We start from the raw sequence: 22,806 nt of genomic DNA on the forward strand, positions 1-22,806 counted from the left end.
GCGCTATTTGGCTGGCGCCGTGGCGCTGGATCTTCGGCGATATGAAATTCGTCTGAAGCGGCCGCCCGCTCCCGCTTCGGGCGGGAGCAGGCGGCGCGCGGGTCAGTTGCCGACCGGCTGGTTGTCGGTACGGCGCACCACGATCGTCGACGAGCGCGGCTGCTGGCCCGCGACCGGCCAGTTGCCCGTCGGGTGCTGGATGTTGACGAAGAAGGTGCGAAGGTCGGGGGTATAGGCGAGCCCGGTGATCTCGCACCCGACCGGACCCACCAGGAAACGCTTGGACTGCTTCGTCGCCTGATCGAGGTAGAACATCGCATTCTGGCCGACCGTGTCCTCGATGCTGACGCCCGAGGCGCCCGAGGTGCCGGGGATGCTATGATCGGTCTGTACCCACAGGCGGCCCTGCGGGTCGATGCGGAGGCCGTCGGGGCTGGAGAAGGTGTCGCCGTTGATGTTGCCCGTCAGGTTCGAACCGCCCGAGGCCCAGGCCGGATCGCCCGCGAGCAGGAAGATTTCCCAGCTGAACTTGGTCGCCAGCGGCGAATCGCCTTCTTCGCGGAACTTCAGGATATGGCCGTGACGGTTGGTGACGCGCGGGTTGGCGGGGTCGGTCACCCGGCGGCCGCTGTTGTTGGTCAGCGTAACAAAAATGGCCTTGTTATCGGGCGCGACGGTGATCCACTCGGGGCGGTCCATCACGGTGCCACCGGCAACGCGTGCCGCCGAGGCGCAATTGATCAGCACATCGGCCTGGTTGTTGAAGTTGACGATCGAAGGGGCCGGCGGCGTCGTGCTCTGGCTGATATTGCCGGGGTCCGATGCGCCCGCGGTCAGGCCGTTCTGCCCGACGACCAGCGCGCGCCATTCGCCCGTGCCATCGGCGTTGAAGCGCGCGACATAGAGCGTGCCATAATCGAGCAGGTCGGTGTTCGCCGCCCGGTTGCTGCTGCTATAGGCGCGATCGGGAATGAACTTGTAGATGCACCCCGGGGTCGAATCGTCACCCATGTAGAAAGCGACGCGGCGGTCGGCATTGGCCATGAAGGCGACATTTTCGTGGCTGAAGCGGCCCATCGCGGTGCGCTTGGTCGGGACGGCGAGTTCGCGCAGCGGATCGATCTCGACCACCCAGCCATAATCGTTCGCGGGCCTGGTGGGGTCGAGATAATTGTCGGTGGTTTCCTCGCAGGTCAGATAGGTGTCCCACGGGGTGCGGCCGCTCGCGCAATTGTTGAGCATGCCCTTGATGCTGCCCGACAGCAGCCCCGCGGCGGGACCGCCGGCGCGATAGGCGCTGTTGCCCGTGTAGCGGCGGTTATAGGTCGACCCCGCCTGCACCGACCATTTGCCGTCGCTACCCTTGGAAATCTCGACGACGCCGATGCCGACCGCCGACAGCGCTATCGCCTTCTGATCAGCGGTTGCGGTCGCGGGGTCGTAATTGCCCGCCATCAGGATGTTGAAGTCGGGATATTCGAAGTTCAGCGCCAGGATGCCGCGGTTGTTGGCATCGACGCCCGGGAACGCGAAATATTCCATGCCGTCATGGTTGCCGCCGGCCCATTTCTCGGCGACCGCGGGGCTGGCGGGGAAGCTGCCCGAATAGGGCGTGCCGGTCTCGACCGAATCGCCGGCCTTCAGCAGCACGTCGACCGTATAGCCCGCCGGCACGGTGACCGTGTCGTTGCGGTTCGCCGCGACCGAGGTGAAATTGACCGCGAAGCTCGGCGCCGGGGTGGGGGTCGGCGTCGGGGTGGGCGTCGGCGGCACCGTCACGACCGGCGCGCCGTCGCTGTCGCACGCGGCGAGGAGCGGCAGCACCGACAGGCCGAACAGGCCGCCCGTCAGCATCGAGCGCCGCGACGGGTTGGCGGCGACGATGGCCTCCAGGCTGTTCGGGCCATCGAGATCGTCGGTCGCGCGGCGATAGGGCGCGCGGGCTTCGTCGGTAAGATGTGACATGCAGTACCCCTGTTTCGGTTGAGCCCCGGGACTGGAGTCGTCCCGGTGAGGTGGCCCCGATGGCAGGGGGAGGTGTCAGTTGGATGGCCGCAAGGTTGCGGAAAAAATGACTTTGATGACAGAGATTTGACAGTGGCTTTGCTGGCGCTAGTCGTGCACCGCCTTGATCAGCGGTCCGAGCGGCGACCCGCCGAGCCAGGCGAGCTGGACCTCGGCGGCGACCTTGTTGATTGCTTCCTGCGGCTTGTTCCCCGGATGCACCGCGCGGCGCAGCGGGCGCGTGCCCGCGGGCATCGCCATGATCCCGGCGATCGCGCGTGGCACGTCGGCGGGGTCGGCGCTGCGCCCGCTGCCGTCCTCGGTCCCCATGCCGCGGGTGAAAGGTTCGTACGCCTTGAGCAACGCCGCATCGCTGCGGTCCTTCAGTGCGCCGGTATAGATGTTGCGGTTGACCCAGACCTTGGTCGGATAGCCGCCGGGCTGGATGATGGTCACCTCGATGCCATGCGGTACCAGTTCGTAGGCGAGCTGCTCGGACAAAGCCTCGACCGCGAATTTGGTCGCCGAATAATGGCCGCCGCCGGGGACGATCACGCGGCCCAATTGCGAGCTGATATTGAAGACCTGCCCGCTCTTCGCCGCGCGCATCTGCGGCAGCAGCGCGCGCAGCATGCGCTGGATGCCGAGCACATTGGTCTCGAAGATCAACTTCGTCGCTTCCATGTCCTGCACCTCGACCGGCCCGGTGATGCCGATGCCGGCATTGTTGACCAGCGTGTCGATGCGCCCGCCCGCGATCTCCAGCGCCTTCGCCGTGCCGCTCGCGACCGAAGCGTCGTCGGTGACGTCGATCTCGACGATATGCAGGTCGAGCCTGTCCTTCTTCGCTTCGGCGATCAGGCTATCGGCCTCGGGGCGCGGAATATTGCGCATCGTCGCGATCACCTTCGCGCCATGCTTCGCATAGAGCAGCGCGCCGACGCGCCCGAACCCGCTCGACGCGCCGGTGATCAGAACGGTGCGCCCCTTCAGCGCATCGGGCCCCAACGGCTCGGCGGCGCGCAGCAGGGTAGGCGTGGCGGCCGTGAGCGCGGCGGCGCCGGCGAGCAGCTGGCGGCGATTAGGGGAAGCGTGGGGCATGGGGGGCTCCTTTCGGAGGCCATCATGCCTCAAAGCGGCGCAAGCACCAAATCGCGGTCAGCGCGTGGCAGGCAGCCCCGCCAGCCATGTTTCCAGCGCCCGTGGAGTCTTCAGCCGGATCAGGTCGCCCTCGAAACGCGACAGGATCGCCTCGGTCCGGGGGCGCGGCCCCTGATTCCAGCGAAGGATGTACAGGAAGAATTCCATGTCGAAGCGCTCGGGACATCCTTCGGTCATATCGGGGCGCGACCGGCCGCGCCAGGTCCAGACCCGCTTCAGCGCGCGCCAGAAACAAAGCCGGATCGGAAAGTCGAGATAGACGACCTTATCGGCGCGCGCGAGCCGCTCGGGCATCGTGCTCCCGTAGTTGCCGTCGATCAGCCAACGGGTGCCGGCGGTGATCGCGGCGACCTGCGCGATCAGTTCGTCCTTGTCGCCCTCGACCCAACCCGGCGCCCAGTGCAGCCGGTCGAGATGATGCACGGGCAGGCCCAGCCGCCGGCCCAGCTCGACCGACAGCGTCGATTTGCCGGCGCCACACGGGCCAATGACCAGCACCCGCTCCACGGTGCGTCAGCCCTGCAACCGCAGCGCGACATCGCTGACGAAGCGCGCATCGTTGCCGTCGGCCAGCCACGGCGCTTCGGCCGCGATCGCGCCGAGCAGATCGACCAGCGGTTCCATCTCGCTCTTGTGATAATTGCCGAGCACATGGCCGGTGACGCGGTCCTTGTGCCCCGGATGGCCGATGCCGATGCGCACGCGGCGGAAATCGTCGCCCATATGCTGGATCATGCTGCGGATGCCATTGTGTCCGGCCGCGCCGCCGCCTTGCTTGACCTTGATCTTCATCGGCGCGAGGTCGAGCTCGTCGTAGAAGGCGGTGACGTCCTGCGGCGTCAATTTGTAGAAATCGAGCGCGGCGCGCACGCTACGCCCGCTTTCGTTCATGAAGGTGCCGGGCTTCAGGATCAGGACGCGGTGGCGCCCGATGCGGCCGTCCTGCAGCCAGCCCTGGAATTTTTTCGTCGGCGCGGGAAAACCATGCACGTCGGCGATGACGTCGGCGGCCATGAAGCCGACATTGTGACGATGCATCGCATATTGGGGCCCGGGATTGCCGAGGCCGACCCAGAGCTGCATGGTACTGCCTTTCTCCAGGTCCGGAAGGGGCCGCCTCCGCAGAGGGAGGCGGCCCGATCAGATTCAGGCTTCTTCGGCGGTTTCGCCGTCATCCTTGGTCGTGTCGCCGCCGGTCGACTTCAGCGCCGACGGGGCGACGATCGTCGCGATGGTGAAATCGCGGTCGGTGATCGCGCTCTCGCTGCCCTTGGGCAGGGTGACGTGGCTGATGTGGATCGAATCGCCGACGTCGAAGCCGGTCACGTCGATCGAAATGTCGTCGGGGATCTTGTCCGCGTCGCAGACCAGTTCCAGCTCGTGACGCACGATGTTCAGCACACCGCCGCGCTTCAGGCCGGGCGAGGCTTCTTCGTTGGCGAAGATCACCGGCACCGCGACATGGACCTTGGCATCCTTGGTGATGCGCAGGAAGTCGGCGTGGATCGGGCGATCCTTGACCGGGTGGAAAGCGACGTCCTTCGGCAGGGTGCGAACCTGCTTGCCATCGACCTCGATCATCACGACCGAGTTCATGAAGTGACCCGTCATCAACTGCTTCATCAGCAGCTTTTCTTCGACGTGGATCATCAGGGGTTCTTCTTTGCCGCCATAGACAACGGCGGGGACGCGGCCATTACGACGCAGTTCACGCGAGGCTCCCTTGCCTCCGCGGGTCCGCGTCTCGGCCGACAGCACCAGCTGGTCGCTCATCATTTTTCTCCGAAACAGATTACACAGTTCCGCCACGCCTCCAGGGATGACCATGGACGGAAGCGCGGGCGCATAGCGGGGAAGCGGCGGAAATGCAAGGGCCGGCGCGCGGGCGTCGCCTAGGCGTCGCCTGCCAGCGGGAAGGTGACCGAGACCCGCGTGCCCTTGCCCACTTCGCTCTCGATGTCGAGCTGGCCCTGGTGCCGCTCGCTGATGTGCTTGACGATCGCGAGGCCGAGGCCGGTGCCGCCCACCGAGCGGCTGCGCGCCTCGTCGACGCGGTAGAAGCGCTCGGTCAGGCGCGGGAGATGATCGGGCGCAATGCCTTCGCCCTCGTCGCGCACCGACAGCCGCGCGCGCCGGCCTTCGCGCAGCAGCTCGACCGTCACCGGGGTGTCGGTGCGGCCATATTTCATCGCGTTCGAGACGATATTGTGCGCGAGCTGCCCGAGCTGCGCCTCGTCGCCGAGCATCGGCAGCGGCGCGGCGTCGAAGCTGGCGACCACATCCTTGGCGCGCGGATGCTCGCTGTCCTGGAGCTGGGCGATCGTCGACCGGACGATCGCGGTCAGGTCGACCGGGGTGGTCGGGCGGCGGAAACGGTCGGCCTCGACGCGCGAGATTGAGAGCAGGTCGATGACGAGCTGCTGCATCCGCCGCGCCTCGCGGTCGATGATCGACAGGAAACGGTGGCGCGTCGCGCCGTCGGCTTCGCCGTTCATGTCCTGCAGTGTCTCGACATAGCCGAGGATCGCGGCGAGCGGCGTGCGCAGCTCGTGGCTGGCGTTGGCGACGAAGTCCGACCGCATCCGGTCGGCGGCGTCGATCGCCGAGCGGTCGGAGAGAAAGATGATGCGTTCGCCGCCCGACAAGGCGGCGACGTGCATCGTCCAGCGCTGCCCGGCGCGCGGGAAATCGGCGAGATGGATTTCCTGGAGCGTGTCGGGGCTCCCCGGCACCGCCAGCGCGTCGATCGCGCCGGGGTGGCGGATCGCTGTGCGGATGTCGGCGCCAACGATATGGCGGCCCAGCAGGCGGATCGCGGCGTCGTTGGCGATGGTGACGATATGGTCGTCGGTGCCGATCAGCGGCTCGCGCTCCTGGTCGGCCCAGCGTGCGAAATCGGGATGGCGCAGCAGCGATCCGGGCAGTGCGGGGAGGGGCTCGGCGGCGGCTTCTCCCGGCGCGGCGAGCGCGCTATCGGGCGCCGCGCCATGGACGATGAGCGTGGCGAGGATGCCCGCGACGGCCAGGATCGCGATCGTCAGCGCGTCGCCGCCGGCGAGCATCGCGAAAATCGCGGCGATGGCGACCAGGGTCAGCGCCACGACGAGGCTGGAGAGTCGGTCGAACATCGGCGCTTCGCCTCGCACGGGCGGGGCGGGCGCGCAAGCGGCTTTACCGCGATTAACGCTTGCGCCGCGAATGTCCCGAAACGGGAAGCGCCGCGGTGTGCGCGGTCTTTTGCTTTTCCTTGGGCTTTTGGTGGTTTATGCGCCGGGCATGGAACAACAGGATCAGCCGACCGGCGCGGGGGCGCCCGAAATCGACGAAAGCGTCGAAACCGTCCCGACGCGCCGCCGGGCGCTGATGCTCGGCGCGGTCGGCGTGTCGGCGGCGCTGACGATCCGCCCGGCCTTCGCGCAGACCGCGGTGTCGGTGATGAATTGCCAGATCCCGGTCCCCGACGTGTCGGGCGCGGGCAAATATATCGATGCGCAGGGCAATCTGGTCGCGGCTGGCACCAAGGGCGCCTTCCCGGGTTCGCCGCGGCCGTTCACCGGCGAAGAAGTGAAGCGCGCGTTCCGCGGCCAGACGCTGCCCGGCACCAGCTACAACCAGTCGCAGGCCTATCTGCAATATATCCGGCGCTTGCAGGCCGGGCAGAGCGGCTTTACCTGTTTCGCATCGATCCAGATGCCGCGCTGACCGTCCCCCCGCGGCGGCGATGCGCCCGCATCGCCGTATGAAGGGACAAATGTGAAACTAGCTTCGCTCAAGGGCGGCCGCGACGGCCGGCTCGTCGTCGTTTCGGACGATCTCGCCTGGTACGCCGACGCCGGACAGATCGTCCCGACGCTGCAGGCCGCGCTCGACAATTGGGCCTATGCCGCGCCGCGCCTCGCCGCACTGGCGGAGGATCTCAACCATGACGCGATTCCCAAGGAGCGCTTCCACGAACGCGACGCGGCGTCGCCGCTGCCGCGCGCCTATCAATGGGCCGACGGCAGCGCCTATGTGAACCATGTCGCGCTGGTGCGGCAGGCGCGGGGCGCCGAAATGCCCGACAGCTTCTGGCACGATCCGCTGATGTACCAGGGCGGCAGCGACGCCTTTTTGGCGCCGCGCGACCCGATCCCGCTCGGCGATCCCGCCTGGGGCTGCGACATGGAGGCCGAGGTCGTGGTGGTCACCGGCGACGTGCCTGCCGGCACCGACCCGGTCGCGGCGCGCGATCACATCCTGCTCGTCGGCCTGACCAACGACGTGTCGCTGCGCGGGCTGATCCCCGCCGAGCTCGCCAAGGGCTTCGGCTTTTTCCAGTCGAAGCCGTCGAGCGCCATGTCGCCGGTGTTCGTCACGCCCGACGCGCTCGGCGAGCGGTGGAAGGACGGCAAGCTGCACGGTGCGCTGTGCGTCGATCTCAACGGCCAGGCGCTCGGCCGCGCCGATGCGGGTGTCGACATGACCTTCGATTTCGGCGCGCTGATCGCGCACGCCGCTAAAACGCGCGATCTTGGGGCAGGGACGATCATCGGATCGGGCACGGTTTCGAACCGCGACGCCGACGGTGGTCCGGGCAAGCCGATATCGCAGGGCGGGCTCGGCTATTGCTGCCTCGCCGAAGTGCGCACGGTCGAGACGATCCTGGAGGGCGAAGCGAAGACGCCGTTCATGCAGAAGGGCGATACCGTCCGCATCTGGATGGACGACGACCGCCACCACAGCATCTTCGGCGCGATCGAGCAGACCGTAGCCTGAGTTTAAGGTGCGGGGAGTTGCTGCTCCCCGCATCCTTACGCCGCGTCGACGAGCGCGTCCTTCAGCGAACAGGCGGCCGGGCCCAGGATCACGATGAACAGGCAGGGCAGGATGAACAGGATCAGCGGCACCGTCATGATCGCGGGCAGGCGCGCAGCCTTTTCCTCGGCGCGCATCATGCGCTCGTTGCGGAACTCGGCCGAAAGCACGCGCAGCGCGCTGGCGAGCGGCGTGCCGTATTTCTCGGTCTGGATCATGGTCGTGACCACGCCCTTCACCGATTCCAGATTGACGCGATAGGCGAGATTCTCGAACGCTTGGCGGCGTTCGGTGAGGAAACCCAGTTCGATCGAGGTCAGCGCGAATTCCTCGCCCAGTTCGGGATAGGCCCGGCCCAGTTCCTTGGCGACGCGGCTGAAGGCGGCGTCGACGGTCAGACCGGCCTCGGCGCAGATGACGAGCAGGTCGAGCGCGTCGGGAAGGCCCTTGCGCAACGCATGGGTGCGTTTGGTGCGCTTGTTCTCCACGAACAGGTCGGGCGCCTTGTAGCCGAGAATCAGCGCGCTCATCAGGCTGCCCGCGCGCTTGACCGGGGTCAGGTCGGGCCACATGTCGAGGCCATAGATCAGGAAGGCGGCAAGGCCGCCGAGCACGATCGGCATGATCAGGCGCCCGAAGATCACCGCGACGGCAAGATCTTTCGAGCGGATGCCCGCCTGCGCCAGCTTTTGCTGCACATCCTTGATCTGGTCTTCCTGCAGCACCTGCAGCTTGCCCAGAAAGGTGCGCATCCGGTCGGCGGTCTGGTTCTTGCGGACCAGTTTTGCGCGGCGTTTCGCGGTCGACGCGGTGATGCCGGCCTTCAGCTGTTCGCGGCGTTCGTTGAGCGCCTTGACGCGCTTCGCCATCGGGTCGCGGACGGTCAGCGCGCCATAGAGGGCGACGAGGACCGCGCCGACGCCGACCGCGGCGAGCAGCGTGCCGACCCAGACGACGTCGATGCCCATCAGGGTCGGACCGCTGGCGGCTCCGGTGAAAGCGGAAAGGAGCAGGGTGCTGTTCATTCGTCCGCTCCCGTCAGATTTCGAAGCTGATCATGCGCGACATGATGAACGCGCCGATGCTCATCCAGACCAGCCCGCCGAGCCCCGCGATGATCAGCCGCTGCTCGGAGAAGAAGCCGCCGAGATATTCGGGGTTCATCGTATAGACGAGACCGAAGACGAAGAAGGGGAGCGCGCCGACGATATAGGCCGACGCCTTGGCTTCCGACGACATCGCCTTGATCTTGAGCTTCATCTGCGCGCGCTTGCGCAGCACGTCGGACAGGTTGGCCAGCGTTTCCGCAAGGTTGCCGCCCGTTTCGCGCTGGATCGCGATGGTGATGCAGAAAAACTGGAACTCGGGCGTGCCGAGCATATCGGCCGATTCCTGGAGCGCGGCTTCCATCGTGTTGCCGATGCGGATGCGTTCGACCACGCCCTTGAATTCCTCGCCCACCGGGCCCGGCAGCTCCTGGCTGACGACCTGGAAGGTCTCGGTCACCGGCAGGCCCGATTTCAGGCCGCGAACGAGCAGGTCGATCGCATCGGGGAAGCGCGTGTTGAATTTGGCGACGCGCTTCTTGATCAGCTTGCCGACGATGAAATAGGGCAGGCCGATCGCGGCGAAGGCGCCGATCATCGCTGCCAGCAGGAAGGGGCTGCGGATCGCGATCAGGAGGCCGGTCACGACCACGAAAATCACCATCGAGGCGAGCATATACTGGCTGACGTTCCACGTCTTGCCGGTACGCCGCAGCCGCTTTTCCATTTCTTCGCGGCGCGGCATCAGGCTCGACAGGTTCGTCCCGCCCTTGCTGCTCGATGCCTGGATCGTCTTGCGCATCTGGGCGGCGACCACCGCCTCGGTCGAGGCGGCGTGCCGGTCCTTGACCATCGCAAGGCGCCGCGCCTTCGCCTTGCCGACCGACGGGCCGCCAAGCAGGATCACGAGCATCGTGAAGGCCAGGAAGGCGCCGCCGATGATGAGGATGACTGACAGATCCATGATGGGATTTCGTCCGCTTCTATTCCGTGGCTGGCGGCGGCCGGGCTAGCCGGCCGCCATCGAGCTCATTTCGCGCCTTTTTTCAGGATCACGCCGCTGAATCCGCCGATCTTGCCGAGCAGCGAGCCGCCCGACTTGGCCTTGGCGACCGGTTTCGGCGCTTCCTCTTCGGCATCGGCGCCGTCGAGGATCAGGCGCATCAGGCCGTTCCACGCCTGGCTGGACTTGGTGCCCTTGCAAATCTCGGCATAGGATTTGCCGAGCTTCGCCGACTGGCTGACCAGCTTGGGGTCGAACGGGATGGTGATGTCGATCTGGCGCTCGATCGAGGATTCGAACTCCTTGCGCGACAGTTCGCCGACCGCGTTCTGGAACTTGTTCGCGACCAGGATCACCCGCGCGCCGGGGACATTCTGCTTGAACCACGACAGGATACGGATCGTATCGCGCGCCGAGGCGAGCGTGACGTCGCTGACGAGCAGGATCGTCCCGGCCTCCGACACCAGGTGCGGGAAGGGAATCAGCACGTGGCGCGGGATGTCGACGATCGTCATCTCGAACGCGTTGCGCAGCTCTTCCTCGAGCTGGAAGAAGGCCGAACCGTCGGTCAGCACTGGCTGGTGGATCGGCGCCTCGGCCGACAGCAGGCTGAGCTTGTCCGAAGCGCGCACCATCGCGCGCTCGATGAACAGGCCGTCGATGCGGCTGGGATTGTCGATCGCGTCGATCAGCCCACGGCCGGGCTCGAGGTCGAGCGTCAGCGCACCGGTGCCGAAATGGACGTCGAGGTCGAGCAGCGCGGTCTGGCGGCCCGCCTGCTCGCTCATCGCCCAGGCAAGCGAGGTCGACACCAGCGAAGCGCCGACGCCGCCGCGGACGCCGACCACCGCCATCATGTGATGCGGCTTGTCGTCGACCATGTCGGCATGTTTCGGCGCCGACAGCATCGCCTGCGCCATCGTCAGCGATTCGCGCACCTGGTCGAGCGACAGCGGCTTGAGCAGATAGTCCTGGATCCCGCTCGACAAGAGGTCGCGGTACAGCCGGACATCATTCACCTGGCCGGCGGCGATCACCACCGTGCCCGGTTCGCAGACCTCGGCGAGCGCGTTGATGTCGTTGATCGGGTCGCCCGATTCGGACATGTCGACGAACAGGATGTTCGGGCTCGCCGAGACCGAGAGCGACTGGACCGCGTTGCGCAGCCCGCCCTTGTTGCACTTCTCGATCGGCCAGCCCATGTCGTTCGCGGCGGCGCGGATCAGCTCCAGCGTGTCGTCGTCGCAGACGAAGGCGTTGAAGGGTTCGCGCAGCCCGGCTGCTTTGAAAGGTGCGTTCACTGGCTGCCTCCTTCGCTGGTCGAGACGGCCTTCAGCGCCCCCGAGCCCGTCGGCGGTTTCTCGCGATAGGTCTTGATTGCGCGGGTCGCGGTGGTGGGGTCGTAACCCGCGTCGCTCGATCCCTTGATCAGGTCATTGGGGTCGGCGACCATCGCGGCGAGGTTGCTGTTCGTCGCGCAGCCATAGTTGGCCGACGTTGCATTGGTGAAGTTTACCGACGATTTGCTGGACCAGTCGGGGCAGCCCGGCACATGCGCCGAGGCACGCGTCACGATGACGCGGACGCTGCCCTGCGGTACGGCGCCCGTGGTCACCGGAACCGCATCGCTCATCAGCAGGCCGCGGCGCTCGATCATCGAACGGATCGTCGCGTGCGCAGAGCCCGAGCCATAGGACGAGGGATCCTCGACCGAGATGCGGTCGCCATAACGGACGCCCATCGCGTCGAGCCAGCCCTGCAGGCGGCCCTGTTCGCTCGGCGGCAGCTCGCCGCCGCTGGTCGCGACGTCGAACTGATAGATCGAGTTGCGCACGAGCGGCTGGTGCACCGAATCGAGGCTGGCGTTGGTGTGGGCGCTGCCGGTGCATCCGGCGATCGTCGTCGCCAGCGCCAGGACGGTCCAAGTTGCGATCTTCTTCATACCCTTGCTCCTGAAAACCAGCGCGTCACTTGATGCTGAAACCCGGCGACACTTCGGCGCCGCCGCGCAGGCGGTCGGCATCGGCGGGCGACGTCTCGAGCCGCGGCTTGGGACGATCGCCGCCGGTCACGCCATTGCTGGTCTGGCCGAGCAGCAGGCGCGAAAGGTCGTTCGAATCCTGAAAGGCATCGGTCGGCAGCTTGATCTCGTTCGCCGACACCGGCTGGACCAGATAGGGCGTCACGACGATCACCAGCTCGGTTTCGCCGCGGCGGAAGCTGTCCGATTTGAACAACATACCGAGGAGCGGCACGTCGCCAAGGCCGGGCATCTTGTCGATCGCGCCGATCGAACGGTTGTTCATCAGGCCGGCGATCATGAAGCTTTCGCCCGATCCGAGTTCCACGGTGGTCTCGGCACGGCGAACCGTCAGCGCGGGAACCTGGAAGCCGTCGAGCTCGATCGCGCCCTCGGTCGACAGTTCGGACACTTCGGGGCGTACGCGCAGGCTGATGCGGCCGTTCGACAGCACCGTCGGCGTATAAGCGAGGCTGACGCCATATTTGCGATATTCGATCGTCGTGCCCGCAAAATTGCCCGGAATCGGAACCGGGAATTCGCCGCCCGCGAGGAAGTCGGCGGTTTCGCCCGAAATCGCGGTCAGATTGGGCTGTGCCAGCGTCGCGACCAGGCCCGAACGCTCGCCGATGTCGAGCGAGGCGATCAGGTCGAGGCCGAACAGGCGGCCCGCGCCGGCCAGGCTGCGAACGCCGGCCGGCGTCGAGATGCCATATTCGGTGCCGAGCGTGGTCCTGTCGATGGGCAGCCCCGTGACCGGGTTATAAGGCCGCGGAACCGGGCTGCCGGGGAAGACGGCGGTCGGCGCAGTGGGGTAGTTGATCGTGCCGGGGCTGCGGCCACCGAATACACCTCCCAGAAAGCCGTTGCCGAGCGGGCCATCGGTGTCGCGGGTCAGCAGATTGCCGCTGATTTCCTTGACCAGCGAGCGGTTCACCTCGGCGATGCGGACTTGCAGGTTGACCTGCAGCGGCGTCGCCGTGCGCAGGCGCGACAGCACTTTGGTCTGGTCGCCGACGAAGGCCTGGACGAGGCGTTCGGCCTCGGCGGCGTCGTCGGGCGACTGGACGGTGCCGGTCAGCAGCACGAAGCCGTTCATCGTGTTCGCCGAAACCTTGGCATCGGGCATTGCCAGCGAAAGCATCTGGTCGATGGTCTCGATATTGTTGCCGACGCGGGCAACGGTCGAATAGACGACGCGGCCGCTGGCATCGGTGGCATAGATGCTCGTCTCGCCCGGCGTCTTGCCGAAGATATAGAGCTGGCGGCTCGAGCGGACCTGGACGTCGGCGACCTTGTCGTCGGCGACGAAAATGTCGGTCATCGCCGTCGGCAGGCTGATCAGGCGGCCGCGCCCGACCGACAGGTCGACGCTGCTGCTCGCATTCTGGACCGCCTGGGCCGAAGCGTGCTGGGCGGGGGCGGACACGAGGGCCGTCGCGACCAGGCCGATGGCCAGGGTGCGGGCCAGCGCCGCTGCCTTGAAATTGGCTTTGCTCTTCATCTTACTTACCCCCAACCGGAACTTCGGTCACTTTTTCGCCGCGCGTCACGCGCACGACCGGGCCACGGGGAGCCGCCGGTGCGGCGCCCATGGACGCCATCGGCGCCCCCCCATTGACATTCTGCTGCGGCCGCGGCTGCGACACGCGGCCGCTGACCGGGACCCAGAAGCGCGACACGTCGCCGCCGGTCGTCGCCGACGCGCGGCCCGAGGTCGGGCGTCCGGCGGCGTCGGCCATCATCTTCTTTTCGGCGGCGGTGCCGCCCTTGGTCGGCACATTGACCGCGCCCGAGGCGATGGCGGCGTCGAGGTCGCCGGCGTTTTCGGCAAGCGGACGCAGCGAGAGCGAAAGCTTGCCCATGCTTTGTGCGACGGCGATCCGTTCGGCGATCTCGGGCGTCGCTTCGAGCGTCACCGAGCCGAAGGTGCGGACCGGGGTCTTGCCGGTCTCGTCCTCGGCGTCATAGCGCTGGTCGGTGGCGAGCACGCGGACGTTGTTGACGATCGTCTCGGCGGTGAACAACTGGTCGTCGGGATAGCTGCCGCCTTCCTTGACCGCGATTTCCTGCGCCAGTACGACGTCGACGCGGTCACCCGGGAAGACGAAGCCGGCGACGCCCTGTTCCTGAGACACCTTGACCGTCACGGCGCGCATGCCGGGGCCGAGCGCCGCGGCGAGGAAGCCGCGGTCGTCGGGATGGACGAGCGCACCCTGCGTCAGCGGCTGGCCCGCAGTGATCGGATAGCGCACGACCGTGCCGACCAGGTTGTTCACCTCGGTCTTCTCTTTCAGGAAATAGGCCTTTTCGACCAGTTCCTTGGGCCAGGGCTGGAAACGGAAGCTGTCGGGGCCGATGATCGTCCCGACCGGCAGCTGGCGCGTGGCGACCAGGATCATCGGACCCTGGGCATTGGGCGCCGCGGCGGCGCGTGCCGCCGGAGCCGATGCGCCGCGCATCATCTGGTTGACCCCGAACGCCGCACCGATCGCAATAACCAGCGCGCCGACGATCAGCATAATCTTTCGCGTATCCATGACGATTTTTCGCCTCCTGCACCCACCAGACGCGGCGGTGCTTGCCCTCAACTCGACCCGATAGCCTGAAACTGGTTAAGATATTGTTGGTGAAGCGCCCAAAGCCCCGCGGCGGCGATGGCGACCCCATAGGGCACCTCCGGCTTGGCCTCCGGGCGTTTGACGATCTGGTGCACGAGCATGGCCGCCGACACCGCGGCGCCGGCGAGCGCCATCACCATCAGCGCCTGCGTCGCCAGCGCTGCCGGTACCCACAAAAACACCGCAAAAACATTCTTCACATCGCCGCCGCCCATCGCGTTCAGCGCGTAAAGCAGCAGGAAAAAGGCGAAGGTCGCGAGCGCGATCCCCACGACTATCGCGGCATCGGGCCACAGCGACCATCCCGCGAAATACCAGAAGGGAATGGCGAAGGCCGCGATCAGGCCATTCAGCCCGTTCGAAATCTCGCGCCAGCGCAGGTCGCTGATCGCCGAGCAGATCATCAGGATCGCCGCGAGCGTCATCAGGATCAGCTGGGGAGCATGGCTGGTCATGGCCCCGTCCCTAGAGATCATGGCTTACCAAATGGTAACCATGTTCCGCCGCGCCCGGCTTGCAATCCGCCCGCCAGCCGATATGCGCCGGGCATGGCATCCGCTCCCCTTTCCGACATCGATGTGCTGATCGTCGGCGCCGGCATCGCGGGAGCGAGCCTGGCAGCATCGCTCGCGCCGCATCGCGCCGTCCTGATGATCGAGGCCGAGGATATGCCGGGTTATCACGCCACCGGGCGGTCGGCCGCCTTCTGGCAGGAGAGCTATGGCGGCGTAGGGGTGCAGCCGCTGACCGCGGCTTCCTTCGACGCGCTCGCGCATCCCGATCCGGATTTTTCGGATCGTCCCTTCCTCGCGCCGCGGTCGGCGCTGATGATCGGGCGCCACGCCGAGGCCACCGCGGTCGACGATTTTGTGACCGAGTTCGGGGCGCAGGGGGTCGAGGTATCGCGGCTTTCCCCGGCCGAGCTGGCCGGCCGGATCGACGGGCTGCGGCCCGAATGGAGCGAGGGCGCCTTCGAGCCGTCGTGCCGCGACATCGACGTCGGGGGCCTGCACGCGGCCTATCTGCGCGCGGCGAAGCGCGCCGGGGCACTGCTTGCCGTGCGGACGCCCTTCGTGAACGCGCGGCGCGCGCCGGGCGGATGGGCGGTCGAAACGGGGCAGGGGACGATCCGGGCTGCGGTCATCGTCAATGCCGCGGGGGCCTGGGCCGACACGGTCGCGCTCGCCTGCGGCGCGGCGCCGGTCGGCATCCAGCCCTATCGCCGCACGCTCGCGCAGGTCCGGCTGGGCGTCCCGACGCCGCCCACGCTGCCGCTGATCGGGCACATCGGCGGCACCTTCTATTTCAAGGGCGAGGGCGAAGGGCGCATCTGGCTGAGCCCGCACGACGAAACCCCGAGCGATCCGTGCGATGCGGCGCCCGAGGAGATCGACGTCGCGCTGGCGGTCGACCGGCTGCAATCGGTGGTCGACTGGCCGGTTGCTGCGGTCGAACGCAGATGGGCGGGGCTGCGCAGCTTCGCGCCCGACCGCCTGCCCGTGTTCGGACCCGATCCGGCGGTTCCCGGCCTCTTCTGGTGCGCCGGGCAGGGCGGCTTCGGCATCCAGACCGCTCCGGCGATCGCCGGCATGGCCGCCGCGCAGCTCGGCGCGCCCGCCCCGGGCGGCGCCGTCGGTGCGATCGACCCGGCTGCCTATGCGCCCTCACGCTTCGCCTGATACCCCCCATCGACCGGCTTGCGCGGCGCCGCAGGCGGTCTAACATGGGTTGGCCGCACGGACCGGCGGCCTTATCTGGAGAACCCCCAATGGCCCATTATTTCGAAATCAAGAAGAACAAGGGCGGCGAATTTGTCGCCTATTTCAAATATAATAGCGAAACCATCTTCTGGACCGAGGGCTATTCGAGCAAGGCGTCCGCGGTGAACGCCATCGAATCGATCAAGAAAAACGGTCCGGGCGCGGAGACGCGCGAAGCCGAATGAGCGATTGGGGCCTGAACCCATAAATTACGCGTTCGAGGCGTCGAAATGGCGAAGATATTGGGTTCGGGTGGCTGCAGCGGGTAGCATCGCTACCCGCAAGGCCGCCCGGGCCCAAGATCGAAGCCATTTCGGCGTCCCTTCGGGATTTGGCCAATTTTGTCCATGGCTGCGTCGGCGAGCCTTGGAATATGTTTATATACCTACGCCTCGCCTCCTAGCCCTGAACAAAATTGGCTCAAACCTCGAACGCGTAATTTATGGGTTCAGGCCCCGAACGCGGGCGTTCAGCGCGCCCGCGCCTTTCGCATGACCTCCAGCGCGGCGTCGCTCGCCAGCTTGTCGGCCATTTCATTATCGCCGTGCCCGGCGTGACCCTTGACCCACAGCCATTCGATGTCGTGGCGCGCGGCCTCGGCCACCAGCCGCTGCCACAAATCGGCGTTGGCCACGGGCTTCTTCGCCGCGGTCTTCCAGCCGTTCTTCTGCCAGCCGAACACCCATTTGGTGATGCCGTCGCGGACATAGACGCTGTCGGTCGAGAGCTCGACCTTGCAGTGGCGCTTGAGGGCGGTCAGTGCCTCGATCGCCGCCATCATTTCCATGCGGTTGTTCGTCGTGTCGGGTTCGCCGCCCGACAGCGTCTTCACGACATCGCCCCAGCGCAGCACCGCGCCCCAGCCGCCCGGGCCGGGGTTGCCCTTGCACGCGCCGTCGGTCGCGACGATCACCGTCTTGCCCTCGCTCATGCGGCGGCGAACAGGTCGGCGGCGTCGGCCGCCTGGTAGCGGCGCAGCCGTTCGAGGAAGGGCGAGGGATCCTTGCGCGTCACCAGCGCGTCGGCAGGGGTGTGGATCCAGTCGTGCGCGCGGGTGAGCAGGAAACGCAGCGATGCGCCGCGCGCCAGCAGCGGCAGCGCTTCGCGCTCGGCGTCGGTGAGCGCGATTTCGCTCGAATAGCCGGCCATCAGCGCGCCCGCCCGCGCGCGGTCGCAGCTGATGCCATCGCGGGAGAAGGTCCACGAGGCGTGGGTGACGGCGACGTCATAGGCGCGATAGTCGGTCGCGGCGAAATAGAAGTCGATCAGCCCGGTCACGCGCTCGCCGAGCATCAGCACATTGTCGGGGAACAGGTCGGCGTGGACGACATGCGCGGGCAGGTCCGTGGGCCAGTGGGCGCCCAGATAATCGAGTTCGGCCGCGACGATCGCGGCAAGGCCCGGCCGCACAGCGTCGAGATCGCCCGTCGCCTCGGCGATACCGCGCCAGTGGCGATGCCCCATGCTGTTCTCGCGCCCGCCGGCATAGTCCGCCAGCGCGCGGTGCATGCCGCCGAGCGCGGCGCCCGCCGACCGGCACTGGCCGGTGGTCGGCTTGGTCAGCGAAATGCCCGGCAAGAACTGGATGATGCACGCCGCGCGGCCCGCGACCTGCTGGATCGCCTCGCCGCCGCGGTCGCGGATCATCGCGGGCACCGCGCAGCCGCTGGCCGCGAGATGCGCGAGCAGGTCGACGAAAAAGGGCAGGTCGCCGACGCTCACGCGCTTTTCGTAGAGCGTCAGGATGAAACGTCCGCCGCTCGTTTCGAGCAGGAAATTGCTGTTCTCGACCCCCTCGGCGATGCCCTTGCACGACACCACCGTCCCGATGGCGTAGCGGGCGACGAGCGCAGCAAGGTCGTCGGGATCGACTTCGGTATAGACGGCCATCAGGCGGCTGCGGGTTCGAGGCCGCGCGGCAGCTTGAAGATCATATTTTCCTCGGCGATGACGACGACTTCCTCGTCGACCGGGCGGTGCGCCGCCACGGCGTCGATCACTTCGCGCACCAGCGTCTCGGGCGCGCTGGCGCCGGCGGTGATGCCGAGCGTGCCGATATCGGCGAGCCACGCCGGGTCGACGTCGGTGCCGCGCTGGACCAGGTGCGCGGGGGTTCCCAGCCGCTCCGCGGCTTCGACCAGCCGCACGCTGTTCGAACTGTTCGGCGCGCCGATCACGATCATCCGGTCGCAGCGCCCGGCGATCGCCTTCACCGCTTCCTGCCGGTTCGAGGTGGCGTAGCAGATATCCTCGCCGCGTGGCCCAGCGATCGCCGGGAAGCGGTGCTGGAGCGCCGCGATGATGTCGCGCGTGTCGTCGACCGACAGCGTCGTCTGGGTCAGGAAGGAGAGTTTTTCGGGATCGGGGGGCATCAGCGCGGCGACATCGTCGACCGATTCGACCAAAGTCATCGCGCCCTCGGGCAATTGCCCCAGCGTCCCGACCACCTCGGGATGGCCGGCGTGGCCGACGAAGATGATGTGCCGCCCGCCCTCATTCGCGCGTTCGGCCTGGCGGTGGACCTTCGACACCAGCGGGCAGGTCGCATCGATATAGTCGAGCCCGCGCGCTTCGGCCTTGGCGGGCACCGCCTTGGGCACGCCGTGCGCGCTGAACACCACCGGCACGCCGTCGGGAACCTGGTCGAGCGATTCGACGAAAATTGCGCCCTTGGCCTTCAGCGTGTCGACGACATAGCGGTTGTGGACGATCTCGTGGCGCACATAGACCGGCGTGCCATAGCGCTCGATCGCCAGCTCGACGATGCGGATCGCGCGATCGACGCCCGCGCAGAATCCGCGCGGCGCCGCGATCAAAACCTTGAGTTCCGTCGCTTCGCCGCGCTTCGCGGGGGGCAAGGGGTGGGGTGCGTTCATCTTGCGCGCGCTCTAGCGCAGCAAGGCATATGGGGTAAAGCGGCTTGTCCGTGTTGCGCCCCGTTCATCCCCCCGATAAGAAGCGGCGCGCATGGAGCAGGGATTGTTCGTCCTCGTCGCTCCGGCCCAGTTGGAAAGCCTGCCTTTATGAATCGCATTTCGTCCCCGTCGCACAAGTTTTTCGCCGTCCTGTGCGGCACGGCGGCCGTGGCGACGGTGGCGGGCTGCGCGAAGGACAACGAGATCGACCTGTCGGGGGGTGTCGGCATAACCGCGACGCGCTCGGCCTGCCCCGCGGTCGCAGTGCCGATGCACACCGGCGACGTCACTTTGTTCGACCCCGCGACCAGCCGCGACGCCGCGGCGATCGACGTGGTGGCGACGATTACCAACCTGACCCCGCAGTGCAACGACAGCGGCGAAAAGGTATATCAGCTTGCGAGCTTCGACGTCGTCGCGACGCGCCGCGACGCCGGCCCGGCGCGCTCGGTCACCATCCCCTATTTCTCGACCGTGGTGCAGGGCGGCACTGCCGTCGTCGCAAAGCGCATCGGCAACGTCACCGTGACCTTCGCCGACGGCCAGATCCGCGGTTCGGGCCGCGGCCAGGCCTCGGCCTATGTCGACCGCGCCGCAGCGACGCTGCCCGCCGACATCATGGAACGCATCACGCGCAAGCGCAAAGCCGGCGACCAGGATGCCGCGATCGACCCGCTGAGCGTCCCCGAAGTGCGCGCCGCGGTGCAGCGCGCGAGCTTCGAACTGCTCGTCGGCTTCCAGCTGACGCAGGAACAGCTCGAATATAACGTCCGACGATAGGATTTGCGGCGGCGCGCTAACCGCGCCGTTCGCCTCTCGCTTCGCCCTGCGGCGCCACTGGGCGACGCAGGGCTTTTCGCGTTGCCCAAGCTGCTATAGGGCGCGCGCCAGCACTATGATCAAAGATAGGCCTAAGCCCGTGACCCTGTTCAGCCGTTTCACCGACCATATCGGCACCGCTCTCGACGCACTCGCCGCCAAGGGCGCGATCCCTGCCGGCCTCGATCGCGCCTCGATCAGCGTCGAGCCGCCGCGCGATGCGTCGCACGGCGACGTAGCAACCAACGCCGCGATGGTGCTGTCTAAACCCGCGGGCATGAACCCCCGCGCGCTCGCGGACCTGCTCGTCGCCGAACTCGGCGTGCTGGACGAGGTGACCGAGGCCAGCGTCGCGGGCCCCGGCTTCATCAACCTGCGCCTCGCCGATCACAGCTGGCGCGCCGAACTGGCGCTGATCCACGCCGATGCGGGCGATTACGGCCGCTCGGCGATGGGCGCAGGGCGCATCGTCAACGTCGAATATGTCTCGGCGAACCCGACCGGGCCGATGCACGTCGGTCATTGCCGCGGCGCGGTCGTCGGCGACGCGCTCGCCGCGCTGCTCGAATATGCCGGGCACAAGGTGATCCGCGAATATTATGTCAACGACGCCGGCGCGCAGGTCGACGTGCTCGCGCGCTCGGTGCACCTGCGCTACCGCGAGGCGCTGGGCGAGGCTATCGGCGCGATCCCCGAGGGGCTCTATCCCGGCGATTATCTGATCCCTGTCGCCGGGAAGCTGGCGACCGAATATGGCACGCGCTTCGTCGAGGCACCCGAAAGCGCGTGGCTTGGCCTGTTCCGCGCCGAGGCGGTGAGCGCGATGATGGACATGATCCGCGCCGACCTCGCCAAGCTCGGCATCCACCACGACCTCTTCTCGTCCGAGGCCGAGTTGCAGGCCGCGGGCAAGCCCGCCGACGCCGAACAATGGCTGCGCGACCACGATCTTGTCTATGACGGCGTGCTCGAAGCGCCGAAGGGCGAGACCCCTGAAGATTGGGAGCCGGTCGAGCTGCCGCTGTTCCGCTCGACCCAGTTCGGCGATGATCAGGACCGGCCGATCAAGAAATCGGACGGCAGCTGGACCTATTTCGGTGCCGACCTCGCCTATCATTTCCAGAAGAGCCAGGACGCCGACGAGCTGATCGACATCTGGGGCGCCGACCATGCCGGGACGGTCAAGCGGATCAAGGCCGCGGTCGCGGCGTTGACCGAGGGCCGGAAGAAGTTCGACGTCAAGCTGGTCCAGATGGTCCGGCTGCTCAAGAATGGCGAGCCGTTCAAGATGTCGAAGCGCGCGGGCAATTTCGTGACGCTGGCCGACATCGTCGACGAGGTCGGCAGGGATGCGGTGCGCTTCACCATGCTGACGCGCAAGGCCGATGCGCAGATGGATTTCGACTTCGCCAAGGTGGTCGAGGCGTCGCGCGACAATCCGGTCTTCTACGTCCAATACGCCCATGCGCGGATCGCGTCGCTCAAGCGCCGCCTGGCCGACGCCGGCGTCGCGCCTGCGGAGCCGAATCCCGCGCGGCTCGAAGAGCATGAGCTGTCGCTGGTCAAATTGCTCGCGCAATTCCCGCGGATCGTCGAATCGGCGGCCGCGGCGCGCGAACCGCACCGCATCGCTTTCTATCTCGGCGAGGTCGCCGCCGCCTTCCACGCCTGGTGGAATATGGGCAACGACCGGCCCGAGGCGCGGGTCATTATTGCGGGTGACGCCGAATTGACCGCGACTCGCCTTTATTTGGCCGATGGAATCGGGCAGGTACTTCGTAACGGGCTCCACTTGATGGGGGTGCAAGCACTCGAGGAGATGCTTTGATGGCCGAGGACAAGGACGCCGCGAAGGACGCCGGACTGGGGCTCGACGACGAGGATCGGCTGCCCTGGCTCGAAGCCGCCGACGAATATGAGGAGGATGGGGAGGTCTCGCCGACCCGGTTGCTCGTCCTGGTGCTCGGCGGCCTGGTCCTGATCGGCGCGGTGCTCGGCGGGCTGTGGTGGATCCAGAATGGCGGCGCGCGCGGGCAGGGCGAATTGATCGCGGCGCAGGAAGGCGATTACAAGGTCGCGCCGAAGAACGATGCCGCCAAGACCTTCGAGGGCGAAGGCGACGCGAGCTTCGCCGCGAGCGAAGGCGTGCTGCCCGCGGGCAAGGTCGATCCGACGCGCATGCCCGAAGAGCCGGCGGCGACCCCTGCGGAGCGCGAAGCCGCGGCCAAGGCCCTGAAAAAAGCCGAAGCCGACAAAGCGGTCGCGGCCAAGGCGGCGGCAGCCAAGGCTGCGCCCGCGAAGGGCGGGGCGGTCGACAAGGGCAAGCCGGTCGCGACCTCGGTCAAGACCGCCGGTGCTGCGACCAAGGCGGCGCCCGCCCCGGCGGGGTCGGCGATGATCCAGCTCGGCGCGTTCAGCAGCGAGGAAGCCGCGGCCAAGGCGTGGATCAACCTCACCAAGCGCTTCGCCTATCTGTCGGGGCTCGGCAAATCGGTGTCGCCGGCGACGGTCGACAGCGGCAAGGTCTATCGCCTCCGCGCGGTGGCGGGAACCGCCGCCAATGCGCAGAGCCTGTGCGGAAAATTGCGCGTTGCCGGTGAAAATTGCGTCGTCGTCCGCTGATTCGGCCCGCCCTGCCGCAGGGGGCGTTGGGTTGGTAACCT

23 protein-coding genes are annotated in these 22,806 nt (G+C 67.1%); 7 read left to right on the forward strand and 16 right to left on the reverse strand.

Annotated features, from left to right (window positions below; translation table 11 throughout):
• Nucleotides 1-102 precede the first annotated feature (102 nt).
• The 6 genes from AC1RNQ_RS10440 to AC1RNQ_RS10465 all read right to left on the reverse strand — a co-directional run bounded on the left by AC1RNQ_RS10440 (nucleotide 103) and on the right by AC1RNQ_RS10465 (nucleotide 6,293).
• On the reverse strand, nucleotides 103-1,965 hold the full coding sequence (locus tag AC1RNQ_RS10440) for a PhoX family protein (RefSeq protein WP_493171068.1): 1,863 nt from the start codon (nucleotides 1,963-1,965) through the stop codon (nucleotides 103-105).
• A 147-nt stretch (nucleotides 1,966-2,112) separates the two neighbouring features.
• A complete protein-coding gene (locus AC1RNQ_RS10445) occupies nucleotides 2,113-3,105 on the reverse strand; it encodes an SDR family oxidoreductase (RefSeq protein WP_493171070.1) in 993 nt (330 codons plus the stop codon).
• 57 nt (nucleotides 3,106-3,162) lie between these two features.
• Nucleotides 3,163-3,672, reverse strand: coding sequence for a P-loop NTPase family protein (locus AC1RNQ_RS10450; RefSeq protein WP_493171072.1), 510 nt, complete (start codon nucleotides 3,670-3,672; stop codon nucleotides 3,163-3,165).
• A 6-nt stretch (nucleotides 3,673-3,678) separates the two neighbouring features.
• Nucleotides 3,679-4,248 (reverse strand): aminoacyl-tRNA hydrolase, encoded by a 570-nt coding sequence (gene pth / locus AC1RNQ_RS10455; protein WP_493171073.1) that lies wholly within the window; start codon nucleotides 4,246-4,248, stop codon nucleotides 3,679-3,681.
• Nucleotides 4,249-4,311: 63 nt separating this feature from the next.
• On the reverse strand, nucleotides 4,312-4,938 hold the full coding sequence (locus AC1RNQ_RS10460; RefSeq protein WP_493171074.1) for a 50S ribosomal protein L25/general stress protein Ctc: 627 nt from the start codon (nucleotides 4,936-4,938) through the stop codon (nucleotides 4,312-4,314).
• Between the two features lie 119 nt (nucleotides 4,939-5,057).
• Nucleotides 5,058-6,293, reverse strand: a complete 1,236-nt coding sequence (locus AC1RNQ_RS10465; RefSeq protein ID WP_493171075.1) for a sensor histidine kinase — start codon at nucleotides 6,291-6,293, stop codon at nucleotides 5,058-5,060.
• Between the two features lie 148 nt (nucleotides 6,294-6,441).
• Here AC1RNQ_RS10465 and AC1RNQ_RS10470 point away from each other — a divergent pair, with 148 nt between their 5' ends.
• Together AC1RNQ_RS10470 and AC1RNQ_RS10475 are read left to right on the forward strand one after the other, a co-directional pair.
• On the forward strand, nucleotides 6,442-6,867 hold the full coding sequence (locus AC1RNQ_RS10470) for a hypothetical protein (protein ID WP_493171076.1): 426 nt from the start codon (nucleotides 6,442-6,444) through the stop codon (nucleotides 6,865-6,867).
• Between the two features lie 51 nt (nucleotides 6,868-6,918).
• Entirely contained in the window at nucleotides 6,919-7,920 is a 1,002-nt protein-coding gene (locus tag AC1RNQ_RS10475) for a fumarylacetoacetate hydrolase family protein (protein ID WP_493171077.1), read from the forward strand.
• 35 nt (nucleotides 7,921-7,955) lie between these two features.
• On the opposite strand, the gene AC1RNQ_RS10480 is transcribed toward AC1RNQ_RS10475, so the two are convergent.
• The 7 genes from AC1RNQ_RS10480 to AC1RNQ_RS10510 form a co-directional block, all read right to left on the reverse strand.
• Nucleotides 7,956-8,984 carry a type II secretion system F family protein gene (locus tag AC1RNQ_RS10480; RefSeq protein ID WP_493171078.1) on the reverse strand — a complete coding sequence of 343 codons (1,029 nt, stop codon included), beginning with the start codon at nucleotides 8,982-8,984 and terminating at the stop codon, nucleotides 7,956-7,958.
• A gap of 13 nt (nucleotides 8,985-8,997) precedes the next feature.
• Nucleotides 8,998-9,969, reverse strand: coding sequence for a type II secretion system F family protein (locus AC1RNQ_RS10485; protein WP_493171079.1), 972 nt, complete (start codon nucleotides 9,967-9,969; stop codon nucleotides 8,998-9,000).
• A gap of 65 nt (nucleotides 9,970-10,034) precedes the next feature.
• The gene (locus AC1RNQ_RS10490) at nucleotides 10,035-11,309 is read right to left on the reverse strand and encodes a CpaE/TadZ family protein (RefSeq protein WP_493171080.1); all 1,275 of its coding nucleotides are present in this window, start codon (nucleotides 11,307-11,309) and stop codon (nucleotides 10,035-10,037) included.
• The gene (locus tag AC1RNQ_RS10495) at nucleotides 11,306-11,950 is read right to left on the reverse strand and encodes a CpaD family pilus assembly protein (RefSeq protein WP_493171081.1); all 645 of its coding nucleotides are present in this window, start codon (nucleotides 11,948-11,950) and stop codon (nucleotides 11,306-11,308) included. Before AC1RNQ_RS10495 ends, AC1RNQ_RS10490 begins: the two co-directional genes overlap by 4 nt.
• A gap of 25 nt (nucleotides 11,951-11,975) precedes the next feature.
• Entirely contained in the window at nucleotides 11,976-13,532 is a 1,557-nt protein-coding gene (locus AC1RNQ_RS10500; RefSeq protein WP_493171082.1) for a type II and III secretion system protein family protein, read from the reverse strand.
• Nucleotide 13,533: 1 nt separating this feature from the next.
• Nucleotides 13,534-14,568 carry a Flp pilus assembly protein CpaB gene (gene cpaB / locus AC1RNQ_RS10505; RefSeq protein ID WP_493171083.1) on the reverse strand — a complete coding sequence of 345 codons (1,035 nt, stop codon included), beginning with the start codon at nucleotides 14,566-14,568 and terminating at the stop codon, nucleotides 13,534-13,536.
• 47 nt (nucleotides 14,569-14,615) lie between these two features.
• Nucleotides 14,616-15,104 carry an A24 family peptidase gene (locus tag AC1RNQ_RS10510; protein WP_493171084.1) on the reverse strand — a complete coding sequence of 163 codons (489 nt, stop codon included), beginning with the start codon at nucleotides 15,102-15,104 and terminating at the stop codon, nucleotides 14,616-14,618.
• A gap of 93 nt (nucleotides 15,105-15,197) precedes the next feature.
• On the opposite strand from AC1RNQ_RS10510, the gene AC1RNQ_RS10515 reads away from it, so the two are divergent.
• Both AC1RNQ_RS10515 and AC1RNQ_RS10520 read left to right on the forward strand, forming a co-directional pair.
• Nucleotides 15,198-16,328 carry an NAD(P)/FAD-dependent oxidoreductase gene (locus AC1RNQ_RS10515; RefSeq protein WP_493171085.1) on the forward strand — a complete coding sequence of 377 codons (1,131 nt, stop codon included), beginning with the start codon at nucleotides 15,198-15,200 and terminating at the stop codon, nucleotides 16,326-16,328.
• 89 nt (nucleotides 16,329-16,417) lie between these two features.
• Entirely contained in the window at nucleotides 16,418-16,594 is a 177-nt protein-coding gene (locus AC1RNQ_RS10520) for a YegP family protein (RefSeq protein ID WP_237837884.1), read from the forward strand.
• A gap of 284 nt (nucleotides 16,595-16,878) precedes the next feature.
• On the opposite strand, the gene rnhA is transcribed toward AC1RNQ_RS10520, so the two are convergent.
• From rnhA to ispH, 3 genes are read right to left on the reverse strand one after another with little or no spacing between them, the layout of a single operon-like run.
• Entirely contained in the window at nucleotides 16,879-17,340 is a 462-nt protein-coding gene (gene rnhA / locus AC1RNQ_RS10525) for a ribonuclease HI (protein WP_493171086.1), read from the reverse strand.
• A complete protein-coding gene (gene thrB, locus AC1RNQ_RS10530) occupies nucleotides 17,337-18,299 on the reverse strand; it encodes a homoserine kinase (protein ID WP_493171087.1) in 963 nt (320 codons plus the stop codon). Before thrB ends, rnhA begins: the two co-directional genes overlap by 4 nt.
• Nucleotides 18,299-19,285 (reverse strand): 4-hydroxy-3-methylbut-2-enyl diphosphate reductase, encoded by a 987-nt coding sequence (ispH, locus tag AC1RNQ_RS10535; protein WP_493171088.1) that lies wholly within the window; start codon nucleotides 19,283-19,285, stop codon nucleotides 18,299-18,301. The genes thrB and ispH overlap by 1 nt, the downstream gene beginning before the upstream one ends.
• A 147-nt stretch (nucleotides 19,286-19,432) precedes the next feature.
• Between ispH and AC1RNQ_RS10540 the strand changes: the two genes are divergently transcribed.
• From AC1RNQ_RS10540 to AC1RNQ_RS10550, 3 genes are all read left to right on the forward strand, one after another.
• Nucleotides 19,433-20,104 carry a hypothetical protein gene (locus tag AC1RNQ_RS10540; protein ID WP_493171089.1) on the forward strand — a complete coding sequence of 224 codons (672 nt, stop codon included), beginning with the start codon at nucleotides 19,433-19,435 and terminating at the stop codon, nucleotides 20,102-20,104.
• A gap of 139 nt (nucleotides 20,105-20,243) precedes the next feature.
• Nucleotides 20,244-21,971, forward strand: coding sequence for an arginine--tRNA ligase (argS, locus tag AC1RNQ_RS10545; protein ID WP_493171090.1), 1,728 nt, complete (start codon nucleotides 20,244-20,246; stop codon nucleotides 21,969-21,971).
• A complete protein-coding gene (locus tag AC1RNQ_RS10550) occupies nucleotides 21,971-22,765 on the forward strand; it encodes an SPOR domain-containing protein (protein WP_493171091.1) in 795 nt (264 codons plus the stop codon). The genes argS and AC1RNQ_RS10550 overlap by 1 nt, the downstream gene beginning before the upstream one ends.
• The last annotated feature ends 41 nt before the right edge of the window (nucleotides 22,766-22,806 follow it).

Source organism: Sphingopyxis sp. GW821-FHT12F08, from assembly GCF_058806755.1.